The sequence below is a fragment of the Curtobacterium sp. MCSS17_015 genome, assembly GCF_003234265.2.
Taxonomy (GTDB): Bacteria; Actinomycetota; Actinomycetes; order Actinomycetales; family Microbacteriaceae; genus Curtobacterium.
On the sequence record NZ_CP126256.1, the window covers coordinates 3184363 to 3202424 of the forward strand.

General features: G+C 73.0%; 19 protein-coding genes. 7 read left to right on the top strand and 12 right to left on the bottom strand.

What is annotated here, in order from left to right; all coding sequences use genetic code 11:
* Nucleotides 1–10: 10 nt before the first annotated feature.
* On the top strand, nucleotides 11–625 hold the full coding sequence (locus DEJ18_RS15240; protein ID WP_111209940.1) for a CG0192-related protein: 615 nt from the start codon (nucleotides 11–13) through the stop codon (nucleotides 623–625).
* Nucleotides 626–755: 130 nt separating this feature from the next.
* On the top strand, nucleotides 756–1694 hold the full coding sequence (locus tag DEJ18_RS15245; protein ID WP_111209939.1) for an aldo/keto reductase: 939 nt from the start codon (nucleotides 756–758) through the stop codon (nucleotides 1692–1694).
* Between the two features lie 33 nt (nucleotides 1695–1727).
* On the opposite strand, the gene DEJ18_RS15250 is transcribed toward DEJ18_RS15245, so the two are convergent.
* The 12 genes from DEJ18_RS15250 to DEJ18_RS15305 all read right to left on the bottom strand — a co-directional run bounded on the left by DEJ18_RS15250 (nucleotide 1728) and on the right by DEJ18_RS15305 (nucleotide 13141).
* Nucleotides 1728–1928: a hypothetical protein gene (locus DEJ18_RS15250; protein ID WP_111080062.1), complete on the bottom strand. Its 201-nt coding sequence runs from the start codon at nucleotides 1926–1928 to the stop codon at nucleotides 1728–1730.
* Between the two features lie 50 nt (nucleotides 1929–1978).
* Nucleotides 1979–2245, bottom strand: a complete 267-nt coding sequence (locus DEJ18_RS15255) for a hypothetical protein (protein WP_111209938.1) — start codon at nucleotides 2243–2245, stop codon at nucleotides 1979–1981.
* A 54-nt stretch (nucleotides 2246–2299) separates the two neighbouring features.
* Nucleotides 2300–3931, bottom strand: a complete 1632-nt coding sequence (locus tag DEJ18_RS15260) for a serine/threonine-protein kinase (protein WP_111209937.1) — start codon at nucleotides 3929–3931, stop codon at nucleotides 2300–2302.
* Nucleotides 3932–3976: 45 nt separating this feature from the next.
* Nucleotides 3977–4816, bottom strand: a complete 840-nt coding sequence (locus DEJ18_RS15265; RefSeq protein WP_111080065.1) for a phosphatase PAP2 family protein — start codon at nucleotides 4814–4816, stop codon at nucleotides 3977–3979.
* A gap of 49 nt (nucleotides 4817–4865) precedes the next feature.
* The gene (locus DEJ18_RS15270) at nucleotides 4866–6551 is read right to left on the bottom strand and encodes a bifunctional 3'-5' exonuclease/DNA polymerase (RefSeq protein WP_111209936.1); all 1686 of its coding nucleotides are present in this window, start codon (nucleotides 6549–6551) and stop codon (nucleotides 4866–4868) included.
* A gap of 48 nt (nucleotides 6552–6599) precedes the next feature.
* Nucleotides 6600–6794 (bottom strand): multidrug transporter, encoded by a 195-nt coding sequence (locus tag DEJ18_RS15275; RefSeq protein WP_110824332.1) that lies wholly within the window; start codon nucleotides 6792–6794, stop codon nucleotides 6600–6602.
* 46 nt (nucleotides 6795–6840) lie between these two features.
* A complete protein-coding gene (locus DEJ18_RS15280; RefSeq protein ID WP_111209935.1) occupies nucleotides 6841–7647 on the bottom strand; it encodes a hypothetical protein in 807 nt (268 codons plus the stop codon).
* Nucleotides 7644–8558, bottom strand: a complete 915-nt coding sequence (locus tag DEJ18_RS15285; RefSeq protein ID WP_111209934.1) for a carbohydrate ABC transporter permease — start codon at nucleotides 8556–8558, stop codon at nucleotides 7644–7646. The genes DEJ18_RS15280 and DEJ18_RS15285 overlap by 4 nt, the downstream gene beginning before the upstream one ends.
* Nucleotides 8555–9514 (bottom strand): carbohydrate ABC transporter permease, encoded by a 960-nt coding sequence (locus DEJ18_RS15290; protein ID WP_111080070.1) that lies wholly within the window; start codon nucleotides 9512–9514, stop codon nucleotides 8555–8557. The genes DEJ18_RS15285 and DEJ18_RS15290 overlap by 4 nt, the downstream gene beginning before the upstream one ends.
* Before the next feature lie 131 nt (nucleotides 9515–9645).
* Nucleotides 9646–10962, bottom strand: coding sequence for an ABC transporter substrate-binding protein (locus DEJ18_RS15295; RefSeq protein WP_111209933.1), 1317 nt, complete (start codon nucleotides 10960–10962; stop codon nucleotides 9646–9648).
* Nucleotides 10959–12200 (bottom strand): Gfo/Idh/MocA family protein, encoded by a 1242-nt coding sequence (locus DEJ18_RS15300; protein ID WP_111209932.1) that lies wholly within the window; start codon nucleotides 12198–12200, stop codon nucleotides 10959–10961. The genes DEJ18_RS15295 and DEJ18_RS15300 overlap by 4 nt, the downstream gene beginning before the upstream one ends.
* Before the next feature lie 152 nt (nucleotides 12201–12352).
* Nucleotides 12353–13141, bottom strand: a complete 789-nt coding sequence (locus DEJ18_RS15305) for a DeoR/GlpR family DNA-binding transcription regulator (RefSeq protein ID WP_111080073.1) — start codon at nucleotides 13139–13141, stop codon at nucleotides 12353–12355.
* Between the two features lie 131 nt (nucleotides 13142–13272).
* On the opposite strand from DEJ18_RS15305, the gene DEJ18_RS15310 reads away from it, so the two are divergent.
* From DEJ18_RS15310 to DEJ18_RS15330, 5 genes are read left to right on the top strand one after another with little or no spacing between them, the layout of a single operon-like run.
* Nucleotides 13273–14151 (top strand): SIS domain-containing protein, encoded by an 879-nt coding sequence (locus DEJ18_RS15310; RefSeq protein WP_111209931.1) that lies wholly within the window; start codon nucleotides 13273–13275, stop codon nucleotides 14149–14151.
* Nucleotides 14151–15125 carry an ROK family protein gene (locus DEJ18_RS15315; protein ID WP_111209930.1) on the top strand — a complete coding sequence of 325 codons (975 nt, stop codon included), beginning with the start codon at nucleotides 14151–14153 and terminating at the stop codon, nucleotides 15123–15125. Before DEJ18_RS15310 ends, DEJ18_RS15315 begins: the two co-directional genes overlap by 1 nt.
* Nucleotides 15122–16258: an N-acetylglucosamine-6-phosphate deacetylase gene (locus tag DEJ18_RS15320; RefSeq protein WP_111209929.1), complete on the top strand. Its 1137-nt coding sequence runs from the start codon at nucleotides 15122–15124 to the stop codon at nucleotides 16256–16258. Before DEJ18_RS15315 ends, DEJ18_RS15320 begins: the two co-directional genes overlap by 4 nt.
* Complete coding sequence (locus tag DEJ18_RS15325) at nucleotides 16255–17220, top strand: 1-phosphofructokinase family hexose kinase (RefSeq protein WP_111209928.1); 966 nt, start codon at nucleotides 16255–16257, stop codon at nucleotides 17218–17220. The genes DEJ18_RS15320 and DEJ18_RS15325 overlap by 4 nt, the downstream gene beginning before the upstream one ends.
* Nucleotides 17217–18053 carry a class II fructose-bisphosphate aldolase gene (locus tag DEJ18_RS15330; protein WP_111209927.1) on the top strand — a complete coding sequence of 279 codons (837 nt, stop codon included), beginning with the start codon at nucleotides 17217–17219 and terminating at the stop codon, nucleotides 18051–18053. The genes DEJ18_RS15325 and DEJ18_RS15330 overlap by 4 nt, the downstream gene beginning before the upstream one ends.
* The last annotated feature ends 9 nt before the right edge of the window (nucleotides 18054–18062 follow it).

Genomic DNA, 18062 nt, shown 5'->3' on the forward strand with positions numbered 1-18062 from the left:
GGTTGCGGTCATGGCCGTCATCCACGAAGCGACACTCACCCCCGGCAAGCTCGACGCGATCAGCGCCTGGCTGCCCGGACAGCCGTGGAGCGGGGTCCCCGCCGGCACCACGGTGGAGCAGGTCAGCCGCTTCCGGTTCGACGACCCGGACGGTGAGGTCGGCGTGGAGACGTACCTCGTGCGCGCCGCCGACGGGCCGGTGCTGCACGTGCCGCTGACCTACCGCGGGGCGCCGCTCGCCGGCGCCGAGGCGTTCCTCGTCACCGAGATGGAGCACTCGGTCCTCGGCCGCCGCGGGGTCTACGACGCCGTCGGCGACCCCGTGTACGCCGACGTCCTGCGGCGGGCGATCGCCACCGGTGGCCACGAGGCGGAACTCGAGCGGGCCTCCGGGGCGGGCACCCTCGAGAAGGAGGGTCGGGCCTCCGGTGACGGCAACGACCCGACGTCGCCGACGATCACCACGGTCGGGGCCCGTACCGACGGCACGGTCACCACCGTCACGACCGACCACGGGGCGGTCGCCGTGCTGCGGGTGCTCGGGGTCGACGTCCCCGCCGGGGCGGCCCTGACCGCCGGCTGGGGCACCGACGGCTCGGCGGTCGTCGCGGTCCTGCTGCCGTAGACGGGCCGCCGCTGGGCAGCGCGTTGTGCGCGGGCGGGCAGTCCGCCGTGCGATGGCGGGCAGTCCGCGTGCGCTGGCGGGTACGGCCAGTGCCTGGCTCACACCGGCGGCCGCTGGCAGGATCGGTCGGGTGAAGACACTGGAGTTGCCACAGACGGACCTCACCGCTTCCGACGTCGTCGTCGGACTGATGCGGATCAACGACATGAGCGACGAGGACATCCGGGCGTTGTACGCCGCCTCGCGCGACGCGGGCGTGACGATGTTCGACCACGCGGCCGTCTACGGCGGCTGGCACGGCTGCGAGGAACGCTTCGGCGGGGCGGTCACGCTGTCCGCGGCCGAGCGCAGCGAGATCCAGCTGCAGACCAAGGTCGGCATCCGGCCGACGAGCAACGGCGCGTACTTCGACTTCTCGTACGAGCACATCCTGTCCTCGGTCGAGGAGTCGCTCACCGCCCTGCGCACCGACCACATCGACGTGCTGCTCCTGCACCGCCCGGATGCCCTCGTCGAGCCGGACGAGGTCGCGAAGGCCTTCGATGAGCTGCACGCGGCCGGCAAGGTGCACCACTTCGGCGTCTCGAACCACACCCCCGGGCAGACCGAGTTGCTGAAGAAGTCCGTGCGGCAGCCGCTCGCGTTCAACCAGGTGCAGCTGAGCATCACGCACGCGAACGTCATCACGCAGGGCCTCGTGGCGAACATGGCCGGACTCGACCAGTCGATCGACCGGGACAACGACATCCTCAACCACGCCCGCCTGAACGACGTGACGCTGCAGGCCTGGTCACCGTTCCAGAAGGGCTTCTTCGACGGCGTCTTCCTCGGCGACCGTGAGCAGTACGCCGAGCTGAACGACGTGCTCGAGGAGATCTCCTCGGCGCACGGCGTCACCCCGACCGGCATCGCGGTGGCGTGGATCACCCGGCACCCCGCGCACTTCCAGGTGGTGCTCGGGACGACGAACCCGCAGCGCGTGCAGGACTCGGCGGCCGGTTCGGACGTCGAACTCAGCCGCGAGGAGTGGTACCGCGTCCTGACGGCTGCCGGGCACACGGTGCCCTGACCGCCGCTGCCGCGGAGGCCCCGCGCTGCCGTCTCAGGACGTCGGCTCGGGGCCTTCGCCGTCTCGCCGGAGGACCGGCGCTGCGGTCGGGTCGGTCGTGCCGCCGGGGACGACGGCGACCTCGATCCCGAGGGCCGCGAGCGGGTCCTCGTCGAGCTCGAGCCCGTCGCTGCTGACCTGGTCCTCGGGGATGGCGCGGCCCTTCGACGGGTCGAACGCACTGCTCATCGACATGCGACGAGCCTGCACGTCCGACCCTGGAGCCGGCACAACGCCGGCTGTGGTCAGGCGCCGAGGTCGTCCGGGTGCAGACGGTCGCCGGGGTTCGGCGTCCGGAAGACCGGGCCGCCGCCGGCCTCGTCCTCGTCGTCGTGCCGGACCGGGGAGTCCCCGGGGTTCCCGGTCACCTCGGCCCCCGAGACGTCGGCTCCCGACGTCTCGGGGGCCGAGGCCCCGCGGGCCTCCTCGACCTCGAGTTCGTCCTGGTCGGACCCGTCCACGGGGACGTCGCCGCCCGGCTGCGTGGGATCGAACGGTGCGCTCATCGACATGGGTCGAGTGTGCTCCTCGGAGGTGGACAGCGTCTCCGGGGTGTCCGCTGTGCGTCAGCCGCGGCCGGGGGCGTCGCCGGACCCGCCAGGGGCCTCGCCGGACTTCCCCGGCCCACCGCCCTTCCCACCGCCGTTGCCGTTGCCGTTGCCGTTGCCAGGGGCCTGCTGCGACGTCGTGTCGACTCCGGTGTCCAGGGGTTCCTGGACCGGCAGGGTCGTCTCGACGCTCGGCTCGGGGACCGACGTGGGCAGTTGCTCGGCGGGCTCGCTGGACTCCTCGGTCGGTTCCGAGGGCTCCTCGCTCGGCTGCTCCTCCGCCGGTTCGCTCGGCTGCTGTGGCGCGGGCTCGCTCGGCTGCTCCTCGGCGGGTGCACTCGACTCGTCCTCACCGGGCTGCTCGTCCGAGGGCTGCTGGCTCGACTCGGTCGGACTCGGCGTGCCCTCGTCACGGCCGAGGGCGAGCGCCGCGACCAGCACCCCCGCGACCAGGAGGACGGCGAGGACGATCACCGGCAGCACCCAGCGCTTCCGCTCGCGCTCCTCGGGCTCGGCACCGGACCCACCGGCCGGGACGGCCGTCGCGCCGGCACGACCGCCCGTGCCACCACCGGCGGCACCGGCACCGGCTGCTGCCGCACCGGCCGTACCCGGCGTGCCGAGCACCGTCGTCGCCACGTCGTCGTCGGCGGTGCCGGCGGACTGCACCGGCAGTCGGCGGGTGGCGGTGTCCGCCTCGGAGGCACCGCTCAGGGGCATCGCGCGCGTCGCCTCGTCCGCCGCCGCGGCCCCGGCCCCGGCGGCCGCCCCGGCCACACCGGCGCCGGCGGCCGCCCTCGTGAGCGCCCCTGGGCCTCCCGGCAGGAGCTGGGTGGCGGGCGCGACGTCGTCGCGGCCGAGCGCCCGGAGCCGTGCTGCCGCCTCCGCGGCGGTCGGACGGTCCTCCGGGTGCTGCGCGGTCATCACGTGCAGCAGGGTGCGCCACGCCGTCGGCAGGTGTTGGTCGATCTCGGGAGCCCGGGCGAGCCGGGCGGTGGCGGCCTCGACCGCGCTGCCCGGGAAGGCCTGCTTGCCGGTGAGGGCCTCGAGGAGCATGAGCCCGAGCGCGTACACGTCGGCCTCGCCGGTCACGGGCTGGCCGAGGACCTGCTCCGGGGCCAGGTAGGCGGCCGTGCCGATCACGGTGCCGGTCCCGGTGACGCGGGCGGCGTCGCGGAGCAGCGCGATGCCGAAGTCGGCGAGCTTGACGTGCTCCCCGTCCTGCTCGAGCAGCACGTTCGCGGGCTTCACGTCACGGTGGACGATGCCCTGCGCGTGCACGGCGGCGAGACCCTCGGCGACCTGCGCACCGACGCGCGCGGTCGTCACCGGGTCGAGCGGACCCTCTCGCAGCCGGGTCGCGAGGTCACTGCCGGGGACGAGCTCCATGACGAGGAACGAGTCCCCGTCCGCGGTGTCGAGGGCCGCGTCGAACAGGGTCACCAGGTTCGGGCTGCGGAGCCCGGCGAGCACGTGGATCTCGGCCTCGGCGCGGGCGCGCTCCCCGTGGTCGACGGGGCCGATGCGGAAGAGCTTGACCGCGACCTCACGCCCGAGCTGCTCGTCGACGGCGCGGTACACCGATGCCATCCCGCCGTGTCCGAGGGTCCCGGTCACCCGGTACCTGCCGCCGATCAGCCGTTCTTCCATGCGGGGAAACCTACCGGGCGCAGCTGGCGAGGGCGCGCAGCCGCGTCAGGACGGGGTCGGCTCGGCACCCCGGTGCAGCGCGGTCAGGTACAGCCGGTGCGCCGTGACCACCAGCGCCAGCCAGGCGAGCCCGAGGGCCCACGCCGCCAGGACGTCGGTGGTCCAGTGGTGCCCGAGGAACACCCGCGAGATCCCGACGGACACGACGAACAGCGTCCCCGCGACGATCGTCCAGACCCGGGTGACGACCCGGCTCTGACGGAGGAGCAGCAGGTACACGATCGTGCCGACGATCACGGTCGCGTTGAGGGTGTGCCCGGACGGGAACGACGGCGAGTGCTCGTACGGCGGAACGGCGTCGGACAGTGGCGGCCGGCTCCGCCCGATGAGGTCCTTGCCGGCGACGGTCATCGCGAGCGAGCCGGCGCTGGCGGAGACGAGGAGCACGAGCGGCGTCCACGCACGGCGCTGGACCGTGAAGCCGACCAGGAAGAGCACGGCGACGATCGGCATCCCGATCGTGCCGGCGATGTCGGTCCACCACGTCACGCCCTGGTCGAGCACGGGCGAGCGGAGCGTCAGCATCCAGTCGAGCACGGGACGGTCGAGCACGGCGACGTCGTCGGCTTCGCGCACGGCGTCGTAGACCTCGGACGCGGCCCAGGTCGCGGTCACCACGACCCCCATCCCGACGAGCAGCGTCAAGACCAGGAGCGGGAGCGCGCCGAACCGCCGTCCGAGCGCCGCCCACGAGTCCGCGACGGTCCGTCCGGCGCGGGACCGCCAGCGGGTGAGGTCGACCTCGCCGACCGTGCGGTCGGCGCGCTCGCGCTCCACGCCGCCGATCACGGGGGTCCGACCGGAAGGGGTGTCGTGCTGTTCCATCCGACCAGCTTGGCCTCGCGCGGCTGGGGAGACGCGGCCGGCGGTGCGCCTACTTCGCCTCGGAGTAGGCCCCGACGACCGCGACCGACAGCGGGAAGGTGACCGGGAACCCGCCGAACATGATCCGCCCGGCGTCGACCGCGGCCGCGCGGACCTGCTCGGCCACCCACTCCGCGTCGGCGCTGGGCGCGTGCACGACGAGTTCGTCGTGCACGAAGAACACGATGTGGGGCCCGGACGTGACAGGCCCGTCCGTCCGCGCGGCCAACCGGGTCCGGAGACCGCCCATCCACGACAGCGCCCACTCCGCCGCCGTCCCCTGCACCACGAAGTTCCGCGTGAACCGGCCCCAGCTGCGTGCTCGCGACTCGACCGCCCGCTGCATCCCCGGCGACCCCTCCACCGAGTACGCGCGGTTCCTGGCCTCGAACCAGGACGGCTCCGGGACGGGCGAGGTCCGGCCGAGCCGGGTCGTCACGGGCTCACCGCGTTCCCCCGCTCGGGCCGCCTGCTCGACCAGGTCGAGTGCCCGCGGGAAGGCCCGGGCGAGCCGTGGCACGAACCGACCGCCCTCGCCCTGCGTGGCGCCGTACATCGCACCGAGCATCGCCGTCTTCGCCTGCTGCCGCGTCTGCACGGCGCCGGAGGCCACGACCCCGTCGTACAGGTCCTGCCCGTCGCCGGCGGCCGCCATGTCGGTGTCACCGGACATCGCCGCGAGGACCCTCGGTTCGAGCTGGGCCGCGTCCGCGACGACGAGCGCCCACCCGGGGTCGGCGACCACGGCGGCCCGGACCTGCTTCGGCAGCTGCAGGGCGCCGCCGCCGTTCGCGGCCCACCGCCCCGTGACGACACCGCCGACGACGTACTCGGGGTGGAACCGTCCGTCCCGCACCCACTCGTCGAACCAGGTCCAGCCGTTGGCGGTGAGCAGCCGGTACAGCCGCTTGTACTCGAGCAGTGGCTCGATCGCCGGGTGCTCCAGGTGCTGCAGCTCCCACTTGCGAGTGCTCTCGACGACGAGTCCGGCCCGCCGCAGGGAGCGCAGGACGTCCGCGGGCGAGTCCGGGTTGAGGTCGCGGTCGTCGAGCCGCTCGCGCAGGACCTCCGCGAGTTCCTCGAGCTTCCGTGGCCGCACCCCGTACGGCACCCGCGGTCCGAGGGCGTCGGCGAGCAGCCGCTCGTGCACGTCCGTCCGCCACGGCAGCCCGGCGTGCTTGACCTCGGCCGCGACGAGCGCGCCGGCGGACTCGGCCGCCAGCAGCAGTCGGAGCGCGCCCGGCTCGGTCGACCCGACCACGGCGTCGAGCTGCGCGCGGAGCTCCGCGACCGGGTCGAGGTCGTCGTCGGCCGGGGCGAGCGCGAACAGGTCGTCGTCGAAGAGCGACGCCTGCGTGACGGGGGCGGGCCGTGCCTCCAGGACAGCCGGAGCGTCCCACCCGCTCGTCGGCGCCTGCGCGAGGGCGGACCCGCGAGCGGCCAGCGCGGTCCGGAGGACCCGGTGCCCCAGGCGCAGGTCCACGCAGCGCGCGACCCGACCACCGGCGGCGAGCACGGCCGGGTACCAGCGTGTGGTGTCGGACCAGACCCAGCGCACGCCCGGTCCGTCGGTCGCGGCGACGAAGGCCGGGAGGTCCGACTCCGCCAGGCGCGTCGACTCGCCGTCCGGCTCCCCCGCGTCCGTCAGCGGCGTCGCCGTGACGCCACCGTCGACACGGGTGAGGACGAGGTGCACCCGACGATTCTGCCGTGCGCCGCCGTCATCGTCGGACGACGTGCCCGCTCAGTCCCCCGGTCGGACCGCGGCACTGTCCGCGACGTCGATGCGGACGTCCCCGGACTCGGTCTCCTCGACCTCGACGCGGGGGGCCTCGTCGTGCTCGTCGGACCCCGACATGCGCCGGAAGGTGTCGTGTCGACGCTCCTCGAAGGTCATGTCGACGCCGTCGTCCAGGTGGTCTCGGTCGGGAGCGCTCATGTCCGTCACGGTACGCCGACCCGGGGCCCAGAGCGCACGTCGACGGTCAGCGGTCGACCGGTGCGGTGCCGGTCCGCTCGGCCCAGTGGCCGCCCGCCGCCCACCGGTCGTGGACCGCACGCTGCAGCCTGCCGACGGGTTCGACCCGACGCGCTGCGAGCCGGTCCGTCCCGAACACGAACTTCGCGACCGACTCGTCCCCGGCCACCTCGTCGTGCGGACCGGGCGGCAGCAGCCGGAACCGCGCCGCGAACCGGGCGGTGTTCGACGCCGGACCGAGGACGTCTGCGACCCCGGGGTCCAGCAACCACGAGGAACACACCCACGTCCGCACCGCCGTACCGGGATCGAGCGTCCGGAGCACGCCGGGTGCCGCCGCGAACGACCGGTCGCAGGCGTCCGGGTCGAGCGGCCCGGTCTCGGGGACGTGCACGCCCCAGGCCGCGGTCCCGTCCGGCAGCTCGGCGGACCGCTCGAACTGGAGGCGCCCCACGGCCACCACGCGTCCGGTCGCCACCTGTGCCAGCCAGTCGAGCCCGGTGCCGTCGAGGCCGTAGCGCTCGACCTTCCGGTCGACGTCGGCGACGCTCGACGCGGCGTCCTCGGGGCTGCACCCGTGGGCGACGAGCCACCGTTCGGTGTCGGGCAGCACCGCACGGAGGGCGGCGAGGACCGCGGCCTCCCGGTCGGCCGGGTCGAGGTGCCGCACGCTCGCCTCGAGCGATGCGGTCAGCCCGGCGGGGTCCGCCGACGCGCCGACGGCGGCGGTGAGGAGCGTGACGGGGTCGGACCGGGCCTCCCGGTCCGCGCCGACCCGTCCCGCTCCGACCGGCCCCGGTACCCCCGCGGTCACTTCAGGCCGGAGGACGCGAGCCCGTCGATCACCCGGCGCTGGAGCACGATGAACAGGACGAGCACGGGGGCCATCGCCATCAAGCTGGCTGCCATGAGCAGCGGGTAGTCGATCGTCCGGTCGCTCGACAGCGTCGCGAGTCCGGCTGCGAGCGGCATGTCCTCGGCGCGGGTGGAGACGACGAGCGGCCAGAGCAGCTCGTTCCAGGACCACAGGACCGTCGTGATCGCGAGCACGCTGATCGAGGGTCGGGCCAGCGGCAGCATGATCCGCCAGAAGGTCTGGAACGGGTTCGCGCCGTCCATGCGGGCCGCTTCCTCGAGCTCGGCGGGCATGTTGAGGAACGCGGTGCGCATGAGGAACGTGCCGAAGGCGCTGAACAGCCCGGGGGCGACGATGCCGGCGAGGGTGTCGAGCCAGCCGAGGCCCTGCACGATCTGGTACTGCGAGATCAGGTACACCTGCGACGGTACGAGCAGGATCGACAGGACGATCCCGAGGATGACCGCGCGACCGCGGAACCGCATCCGGGCGAAGGCGTAGCCGGCCAGGGTGCAGAGGACGATCTGCGCCGCCGTGCGGATGAGGGTCACCCAGATCGACGTGGCGAGCTGGTCGAGGAACGGCAGCCGGTCGAACACGCGGACGAAGTTGCCCCACTGCAGGTCGCCCGGCCAGAACGTCGGCGTTGGCGACGTCACCTGTGCGTTCGTGGACAGCGCCATGATGATCTGCCAGAGGAACGGGAAGGCCATCACGAACCCGCCGACGCCGAGGACGACGTGGATCCACCAGTGGCTGCCGCCGCGGCGACCCGGACGTGACTGTGCGAGGACCGGGGTCCGGGCCCGGGTGGCGGCCTTCGTGGCAGCCGTCAGCTTGCTGCCGTGCGCGTCGATGATGCCGGTCATGACTGGACCCACTTCCGCTGGACCCGGAACTGCACGACGGTGATGATGCCGATGAGCAGGAAGATCACCATCGCGATCGCAGCCGCGAAGCCCTTGTCGTTGTCGATGAACCCGGCGCTGTAGAAGTAGAAGACGAGGGACATCGTCTTCGGGATGACCGGATTGGTGGAACCGAGGATGGCGTAGAGCAGGTCGAACAGCTGGAAGCTCGAGATCGTCGTGATGATGAGCACGAAGAAGATGCTCGGCGTCAGCAGCGGCACGGTGATCGAGTGGAACTGTCGCCAGCGGCTCGCCCCGTCGAGTTCGGCCGCCTCGTACAGCTCCGGCGGGATGTCCTTGAGCCCCGCGCCGAGGATGATCATCGAGAAGCCGAGGGACGACCAGAGCCCGACGAGCGAGACCGCGACGAGCGCGAAGCCCGGGGTCGAGATCCAGTACGGGCCGTCGACGCCGAACAACCCGAGGAACCAGTTCACGATGCCGAAGTCGCCGTTGAACATGATGCGCCAGACCAGCGCGATGGCGGCGGGCATCGCCACGTAGGGCAGGAAGAACAGGACCCGGTAGAACTGGGCGAAGCGCAGGCCCGGGGTGTTCAGCAGACTCGCGAGCCACACGGCGATCGGGATGCCGGCCAGGACGACCACCGTGTAGACGATCGTGTTGACGAGGGACTGGTACAGCTGCGGGTCGGTCACCAGGCGCTCGTAGTTCGCCAGCCCGGTGAAGCTCGAGCCGCCGAAGACCCCCCAGCTCGTGAACGAGTAGTAGAACGTCTGCAGGATCGGCCAGATGAAGAACGTGGCGACGCCGACCAGCAGCGGCAGGACGAACAGCCACGGCCAGACACCGTCGGTGCGTCGCGCCTGCTTCGACCTCGCGGGTTCGGAGGGACGGGTCTCGGGCGGCGGAGACGCCTGCGCGGCGTCCGGTCGCTGGGTGTTGATCGTCATGAGGTCGCTCCTCGGCCAGGGCGGTCGGATCGGGTGGTCCGGGTGGTGCTGGGTGCTGCTGGTACTGCGGGCGCTCGGCCCGCGGTGGGGGCTGCCGGCCGGTCAGGTGGGGCCCGACCGGCCGGCGTCCCTCACTCCTTGGCGAGTGCCGCGTCCATCTTCCGGGCGAGTTCCTCCGTCACCTGGTCGACGGGCTCGGACCCGTCGAACGCGCTGGGCAGCAGGTTCGTCTCCAGCGTGTTCCACGCGGCGGTGTTCTTCGACACCGGCAGCGGCTTCGCGTAGTCGACCGCGTCGAGGAAGACCTGCAGGTCCGCGTCCGGCATGGTCTTCGTGAAGGCGTCCTGCGTGCCGGTGTAGGCGGGGATGACCGCGCCCATGTCGCCCTGCTGCTGCTGGGCGGGCTTGCTCGCCAGGTAGGCCTGGAGTGCCTGCGCGGCGGCCTTGTCCTTCGACCCTTCCGCGACGACGTTCGAGACTCCGTGGATGACGGTCGCCTGCTCCTTGCCCTTCGGCAGCGGGTAGGCGACGACGTCCTTCTCCATGTCGGAACCGATCAGCGCCGACCGGAACCAGCTGCCACCCTGGTACATCGCGACCTTGCCGGAGGTGAACCACTGGTCCGCCGTGGTGTCGGTCAGCTGCTTGATCGAGGGCGAGGCGCCCGACGCGATCAGGTCGGTCCAGAAGCCGATGCCCTCCTGCGCGGCCTTCGTGTCGTACGCCGACTCGTCCCCGTCGATCACGGAGCCGCCGGCCTGGAAGATCGTGTCGTAGTAGGTCGTCTGGCCGTCCATGCCCGCGGCGGCACCGTACGCGCCGTCGGACTTCAGCTTGTCGGACAGCTCGGCGCCGGTCTCCTGGAAGTCGTCCCAGGTCCAGTCCTTCGACGGCATGGCGACGCCGGCCTTGTCGAACAGCGCCTTGTTCATCCAGACGCCGATGGTGTCGAAGTCCTTCGGCACGCCGTACTGGGTGCCGTCGTACGTGTAGAGCTTGTTGAGCGCTGCCGAGTAGTTCGCCGGGTCGATCGCACCGGACTCCACCGAGCCGGTGATCGGGGCGAGCTTGCCGTTGGCTGCGTACAGCTGGAAGTTCGGCCCGTTCATCCAGAACAGGTCGGGCAGGGTGTTGCTCGAGCCCTGGGTCTGCAGCTTGGTGAAGTAGTTGGCGTACGGCGTGACGTCGACGTTCACCGTGATGTCGGGGTACTCCTCGTTGAACCCCTCGATGTTGGCCTTGATCGCGTCGACCTGGTTCTGGTCCCAGACGGCGTACGTCAGGTTCGCCTTCGTGTCCTTCGCGACCTCGCCCGAACCGGAGTCGGAGGACCCCGCGGAGGAGGCGCTGCTGCAGCCGGCGAGCAGCGCGACGGCGCTGACGGCGGCTGCGAGACCGAGCAGTGCGCGGCGGCGGCCGCGGCCCGGGTGGGCGGTGGGAGCGGTCATCGGGTGGTCCTTTCGGGAACGTCGTCGCGGTCGGGAGCGGTCGCGAAGTGTCGGAGGGTGGCGTCGGGGAGCGGCGGCACGTCGATGGGGACGGAGCCGTCGCGGAGCGAGCGGGTGGCGAGCGCCCCGGCGGCGACGGCGGCCCGTGCCGCGATCGGGGACAGGGTGGTCGGCTCGCCGAACGCCAGGGAGCGGAGGAACTCGGTCATGGTGAGCAGGTCGGCGTCGGCGTGGCCGTCCTCGACGCCGTCGATCGGGTACTCGACGTCCCCGGCCACGTCCCAGTTGCGGCGGTGGTTCCAGACCTTGACCACGCCGCCGCCGGTGTCACCGATGTTCTCGAGGCGACCGTGGGTGCCGATCACCGTGTAGTTCCGCCAGTAGTCGGGCGTGAAGTGGCACTGCTCGTAGCTGGCCTGCACGCCGTTCTCGAGCGTCATCATGACCATCGAGACGTCCTCGACGTCGACGACGGGGTTCAGGCCGGTCTGCTCGGCGGGCGGCCAGTTGTCGAACGAGAACCAGTCGGTCATCAACTCGTCACTGCGGTCCCGGCGGTCCGTGACGTCGCCGTAGACCGAGAGCGAGCCCATGCCGACGACGCGGCTGGTGTACGCGCCGGCAAGGGCGTGCACGACGTCGAGGTCGTGGCTGGCCTTCTGCAGCAGGAGCGAGTTCACGTGGCTGCGGTCGGCGTGCCAGTCCTTGAAGTAGTAGTCGCCGCCGTTGCCGACGAAGTGGCGCACCCAGACGGCCTTGACCTCGCCGATCTCGCCGCGCCCGATCACGTCGAGCATCAGGCGGACCACGGCCGCGTGCCGGAAGTTGTGGCCGACGTAGAGTGGAGTACCGGTCTCGGCGGCGGTGTTGAGGACGGCGTCGGCGTCCTCGACCGTGATGGCGAGGGGCTTCTCGAGGTAGACGGCGATGCCGGCACGGAGCAGGTCGATCGCGATCTCGGCGTGCGTCCAGTCGGGGGTGGTGACGATCGCGGCGTCGACGAGGTTCTCGGCGCCGTCGGCTCCGATCAGTGCGCGGTGGCCGTCGACGACGGTGGCGTCCGGCCAGGCATCGGCGGCTCGCTGCCGCCCCGACGCCGTGACGTCGGCTGCGGCCACGATCCGGGCGTCGACCCCGTCGGCGTCGAGTCCGGCGGCGGCGACGTGGTTCGCGATGGTCGACCGCTGACCGATGCCGACCACGCCGACCCGCAGTGTTCGCGTGCTCGTGATGCTCATCTCGCTCCCTTGCGTGATTGTGACGGCCATGATGCCAAATCGATCATGAATGCACAATATGTGCTCATGGATCGCTCACGGAAGCGAGATACGAGGGTTTTACACGCCGGTAACGTGCCGCCCGGGCCGCGCGTCGGGCCCCTGGCGGAGGATCAGTCGGCGACGACGAGCTCCGCGCCGGCGGCGGCCAGGTCTGCGGCGAACTGCGCCGGGACGTCCCGGTCCGTCACCAGGACGTCGATGCGGTCGAGCGGGCAGATCCGGGCGAAGGTGGAGCGCTCGATCTTCGTGGAGTCGGCGACCACGATCACCCGCCGTCCGACGGAGGCGAAGTGCCGGCTGACCTCCGCCTCACCCTCGTGCATGGTGGTGGCGCCGTACTGGCCGGTCAGGCCGTCGACCCCGAGCACGACCACGTCGAGCGCGAACTCGTCGAGCGTGTCGCGCACCAGGGGGCCGATCAACTCGTAGGACTGGCGACGGGCGACGCCGCCGGTCACGACGATCTTGACGTTCGCGCGGACCGAGAGCTCGTACCCGATGTTGAGCGCGTTCGTGACGATGGTGATGCCGTACTCGCCGTCGGCGCGGAGGAAGCGCTCGCTCTTGCCGAGCTCCCGTGCCACCTCGGTCGTCGTCGTCCCGCCGTTGAGCCCGACCGTGTCACCGGGGGCCACGAGTGCGGCCGTCGCCCGGGCGATGGCGGTCTTCGCCTCGGCCTGACGGGCGATCTTGTACTGCAGGGGCAGCTCGTAGCCCGCTCCGAGTGCCGCGGCACCGCCGTGCGTCCGGGTCACCAGGCGCTGGTCGGCGAGGGTGGCGAGGTCGCGACGAGCGGTCGCCGCGGAGATCCCGAGCGCGTCGCCGATCTCGGTGATCGAGACGTTGCCGCGATCGCTCACCAACTCGAGGAGGGCGTTGAGCCTCTGCTGCGGGGTCATGGCGTCATCCTACGGGCGCTGGTCCGGCACGCTCGTGATCGGAAATGACGTTTTGTACTTGCATCGCGCACGATCGATCGTCATGCTGGCCCGTACCGATCACCAAGGATCGGTCCGACCGGAAGGACACCATGTCCGACACCTTCGTGGGCGCCGAGCTGGCATCGCAGCCGGACTCCTGGCGCTCCGCCGCGGCCCTGCTGCCCTCGTTCATCGACGTCCTCCCCCAGCCGGGTGAGCGCGTCGCCGTCATCGGCTGTGGCACGAGCTGGTTCATCGCGATGAGCTACGCCGTCGCCCGCGAGTCCGCAGGCCTCGGGCAGACCGACGCCTTCGCCGGCTCCGAGTACCCCGCCGCGCGCCGGTACGACCGCGTCGTCACCATCTCGCGCTCGGGCACCACGACCGAGATCATCGACCTGCTGCGCGCCCTGCCCGACCAGCGGACCGTGCTCATCACGGCCGTGCCGGACAGCCCGGCCGCCGCGGACGCCGACGACGTCGTCGCGTTGCCCTTCGCCGACGAGCGCTCCGTGGTGCAGACCCGGTTCGCCACCACGGCGCTCGCGCTGCTCCGCGCCTCCCTCGGCGACGACGTCGAGGCCCTCGCAGCCCAGGCCGAGACCGCGTTGACCCTGCCGATCGACGACCTGCTCGACGCCGAGCAGGTGACGTTCGTCGGCCGTGGCGCCGCGGTGGGTCTGACGTCCGAGGCCGCTCTGAAGACGCGCGAGGCCGCGCAGTTCTGGGCCGAGTCGTACCCCGCCATGGACTACCGCCACGGTCCGATCGCGATCGCGCAGCCCGGCCGCCTGGTCTGGTCCCTCGGCCCGGTGCCGGACGGTCTCGCCGACGAGGTCGCGGCCACCGGTGCCCGCCTCGTGCACCATGACCTCGACCCGCTCGCCGGACTCGTCGTCGTGCACCGGTTCGCCGTCGCCCTCGCCGAGCGCCGCGGTCTCGACCCGGACCACCCGCGCTCGCTCACCCGGTCGGTCATCCTCACCTGATGACGGCACGCGGGGCAGTGCTCGGGGTCGACGTCGGCGGCACGGGCATCAAGGCCCGACTGACCGCCGACGACGGACGGTTGCTCGACGAGCAGCGTGTCCCGACCCCGCGAGACGACCCCGCGGCCGGGGCCCTCGCCGTCGTCGTGGCCGAGCTCGCCGTGCACGCGCGCTCGGTCGCCCGACAGCACGGCGCCGGCCTCGACGCCGTCGGCCTGGTCGTCCCCGGTGTGGTCGACGAGGCCGCCGGTCGGTCGGTGCTGTCCGTGAACCTCGGCTGGCAGGACGTCCCCGTCCGCCAGCGGGTCGCTGCGGCCCTCCGGGCGACGGGCACCGACGTCCCGCTCGCGTTCGGCCACGACGTGCGCGCCGGGGCCCTCGCCGAGGTGCGGGCCGGCGGGCTCGACCACGGCGCGGTCGCGTTCGTCCCGGTGGGCACCGGGCTCGCGAGCGCCCTCGTCGTCGACGGGCGCGTCGTCAGCGGTGACGGCTGGGCCGGCGAGATCGGCCAGGTCCGCATCGTCCACGGTCCGCACGCGGGCCTCCGGGTCGAGGAGGTCGCCTCGGCCGGTGCCGTCGCACGTCGGAGCGGCGTACCGACCGCGCACGCCGCGATGCTCCGCGTCCGCGCCGACGACCTCGTCGCCCGCCGGGCGTGGGACGACTGCGTCGACGTGCTCGCCGACGCGCTGGCCTGGCTGACGGCCACCGCGGGGTGTCACACCCTGGTCATCGGCGGCGGACTCGCGCAGGCCGGTCCGCTCCTGCTCGACCCCCTCACCGCGGCGCTGGGCGATCGGCTGGCCGGCGTCCGCGTCCCGGCCGTCGTCGGCGCACGGCACGGTGACACCGCCGGCGCGATCGGGGCCGCTCTCCTGGCGCAGGAGCTGCTGGACCGCGACCTCCCGAGCCACCGCCGGCAGGACGACGACCGTCCGCACCGAGACGACGGCCCGACGGCGGTGTCGGCGTGACGACGCTCGTCCGCGCCCCACGGGTGGTCACCGCCGAACTCGACCTGGTCGACGGCTGGATCACGGTGACCGACGATCGGGTCGCCGCGGTCGGCAGCGGCCCGGCACCCTCGTGCGACCACGTGGTCGAGGCTCCCGGCACCGTCGTCCCGGGCTTCGTCGACCTCCACGCGCACGGCGCCCTCGGCCACGACTTCGCCTCGTGCTCGGCCGACGACGCCCGCGCCGCCGTCGCGCACCACGCCGGACGCGGCACGGCACACCTCGTCGCCTCGATCGCGACCGGGACGGTGCCGGACACGGTCGCCGCACTCCACCGCCTCGGACCGCTCGTCACCGACGGCACGCTCGCCGGCCTGCACCTCGAGGGGCCGTGGCTCGCGCCCGCCCGCCGCGGCGCGCATGCGGTCGCCCTGCTGCACCCGCCGACCGCCGCCGAGGTCGACCTCCTGATCGACGCCGGAGGCCCAGCCCTCCGGGTGGTCACGCTCGCCCCCGAACTCCCTGGTGCGATCGACGCGATCCGCCGCCTGGTCGACGCCGGGATCGTCGCCGCGATCGGCCACACCGACGCCGACAGCGAGCAGGTGCAGCGAGCGACCGACGCCGGCGCCACCCTGGTCACCCACCTCTTCAACGGCATGCCCCCGCTGCACCACCGTGTGCCCGGTCCGGTCGGGGTCGCCCTGACCGACGACCGGCTGACCGTGGAGTGCATCGTCGACGGCCACCACCTGGACCCGGTCGCCGTCGACCTGGTCCGCCGCACCGCCGGTGACCGCCTGGTGTTCGTCTCGGACGCGATGGCCGCCACCGGCTGCGCCGACGGCGCCTACCGGATCGCCGGATCCGACGTCGTCGTCGAGGGCGGTGTCGCGATGCTCGCCGACCGGTCCTCGCTGGCCGGCAGCACCATCACCGTCGGCGACGCCGTCGCCCGGGTCCTCGCCGCTCGTCCCGGGGGTCGGCCCGGTCGTGCTCGTCCTGACGACGTCCGGGAGGCCGTGGCCGCCTCGTCCGTCCGGGCCTCCGCGGTGCTCGGCCTGCGTCCACCCCTCACCGTCGGCGCCGCCGCCGACCTGGTCGTCCTCGACCCTGAGGGCCGCCCCACCGTCCTGGAGGTCCCCGCGTGATCGTCGTCCTCACCCCGAACCCGGCGGTCGACGTCACCTACCGCGTCGCCGAACAGGCCGTGGGGGTGACCCAGCGCGTGCTCGACGTCGCCCGCCGACCGGGCGGGAAGGGCGTCAACGTGGCCCGGGTGCTCCACGCGGCGGGCGTGGAGACGACGTCGGTCCTGCCGCTCGGCGGCACCACCGGCTCCTGGACGGCCGCGGCACTGCAGCGCGACGGGCTCACGACGACGGCCGTGCCGGTCGCCGGGGACACACGGACCACGGTGACGGTCGTCGACGACCTCGCGCACCCGACCATGTACGGCGAACCCGGCCCCGCGGTCACCGCGGACGAATGGGCTGCGGTGGGCGTCGCGGTGCGCGCGACCTGGGCCGCCGCGTCCGCATTCGTCGTGTCCGGGTCCCTCCCGCGCGGCACCGATCCCCGCGTGGTCCGCCCCTGGGTCAGCGGCGCGGTCGACGCGGGGGTGCTGGTCGTGGCCGACCTGTCCGGTCCGGCGCTGCTCGAGGCCGCGTCCGCGGGCGCCACGATCTGCAAGCCGAACCGCGACGAGCTCCTCGACGCCACCGGTGCCCCGGACGAGCGGGCCGGCGCCCTCGACCTGCTCGCACGCGGAGCCGCGGTCGTCGTCGTCTCCGCGGGCTCCGCGGGCATCAGCGCGCACACGCGGGACGGGGTCGTCTCCGTCGCGGCGGTCCCCGACGTCCACGGCAACCCGACCGGCGCGGGCGACGCCGCCACGGCCGGGCTCGTCCTCGCGCTCACGGCGCCCGACGGCCGCCGCACGACGGATGCCCAGGCGCCGGACCCCCTCGGACACGACGTCCTCCGGCACGCCCTGCGCAGCGCAGCGGCGTACGGCGCCGCCGCGGTCCTGCGCCCCGTCGCGGGCGAGGTCGACCGCGACGCCGTCGACCGATTCCTGACCCAGCTCGACCGAACCGGGAGCTCCACATGACCACCGCCCTCGCCCTCACCGGGCTCCTCGACACCGCCCGCACCGCCCATCGGGGCGTCGGCGCCTTCAACGTCGTCCTCCTCGAGCACGCCGAGGCCATCGTGGCCGGTGCCGAACGGGCCGCACTGCCCGTCGTCCTGCAGATCAGCGAGAACTGCATCCGCTACCACGGCGGGCTGACGCCGATCGTCACCGCGACCCAAGCCGTCGCGCGGGCCGCCGACGTCGAGGTCCTGGTGCACCTCGACCACATCGAGGACCGAGCACTCGTCCACGCCGGGATCGCCCTCGGCGTCGACTCAGTCATGTTCGACGGCTCGCATCTGGACCACGACGCCAACGTCGCGGCGACCCGGGAGCTGGCCGACGCGTGCCACGCCGCCGGGATCGCTATCGAGGCGGAGCTCGGCGAGGTCGGCGGCAAGGACGGTGTGCACGCACCCGGTGTCCGGACCGACCCGGACGAGGCCGCCGCGTTCGTCGACGCCACCGGCGTCGACGCCCTGGCGGTCGCGGTCGGGACCTCACACGCGATGCAGACCCGCGAGGCGTCCGTCGACCGGGACCTCGTCGAGCGGCTGCGGGCCTCCGTCCCGGTGCCGCTCGTGCTGCACGGCTCGTCGGGCCTGTCGGACGAGGAGCTCCGTGGGGCGGTCCGGGCCGGCATGACGAAGGTCAACATCTCGACGCACCTGAACGGCTTGTTCACCCGGGCCCTGCGCGACGTGCTCGACGAACGGCCGGACCTGGTCGACCCGCGCCGCTACGTCGCCGCGGGTCGGGACGCCGTGGCCGCGGAGACCTCGCGGCTGCTCGCGCTGCTCGCCGGGTGAGCCGGGTGG

Coding starts and splice junctions, on each gene's coding strand:
- DEJ18_RS15290 (WP_111080070.1), bottom strand. CDS start 9,514: ATGACGATCAACACCCAGCGACCGGACGCCGCGCAGGCGTCTCCGCCG.
- DEJ18_RS15295 (WP_111209933.1), bottom strand. CDS start 10,962: ATGACCGCTCCCACCGCCCACCCGGGCCGCGGCCGCCGCCGCGCACTG.
- DEJ18_RS15250 (WP_111080062.1), bottom strand. CDS start 1,928: ATGTCGATGAGCAGTGCGTTCGACCCGTCGAAGGGCCGCGCCATCCCC.
- DEJ18_RS15310 (WP_111209931.1), top strand. CDS start 13,273: ATGTCCGACACCTTCGTGGGCGCCGAGCTGGCATCGCAGCCGGACTCC.
- DEJ18_RS15240 (WP_111209940.1), top strand. CDS start 11: ATGGCCGTCATCCACGAAGCGACACTCACCCCCGGCAAGCTCGACGCG.
- DEJ18_RS15260 (WP_111209937.1), bottom strand. CDS start 3,931: ATGGAAGAACGGCTGATCGGCGGCAGGTACCGGGTGACCGGGACCCTC.
- DEJ18_RS15255 (WP_111209938.1), bottom strand. CDS start 2,245: ATGTCGATGAGCGCACCGTTCGATCCCACGCAGCCGGGCGGCGACGTC.
- DEJ18_RS15285 (WP_111209934.1), bottom strand. CDS start 8,558: ATGACCGGCATCATCGACGCGCACGGCAGCAAGCTGACGGCTGCCACG.
- DEJ18_RS15315 (WP_111209930.1), top strand. CDS start 14,151: ATGACGGCACGCGGGGCAGTGCTCGGGGTCGACGTCGGCGGCACGGGC.
- DEJ18_RS15275 (WP_110824332.1), bottom strand. CDS start 6,794: ATGAGCGCTCCCGACCGAGACCACCTGGACGACGGCGTCGACATGACC.
- DEJ18_RS15305 (WP_111080073.1), bottom strand. CDS start 13,141: ATGACCCCGCAGCAGAGGCTCAACGCCCTCCTCGAGTTGGTGAGCGAT.
- DEJ18_RS15300 (WP_111209932.1), bottom strand. CDS start 12,200: ATGAGCATCACGAGCACGCGAACACTGCGGGTCGGCGTGGTCGGCATC.
- DEJ18_RS15330 (WP_111209927.1), top strand. CDS start 17,217: ATGACCACCGCCCTCGCCCTCACCGGGCTCCTCGACACCGCCCGCACC.
- DEJ18_RS15265 (WP_111080065.1), bottom strand. CDS start 4,816: ATGGAACAGCACGACACCCCTTCCGGTCGGACCCCCGTGATCGGCGGC.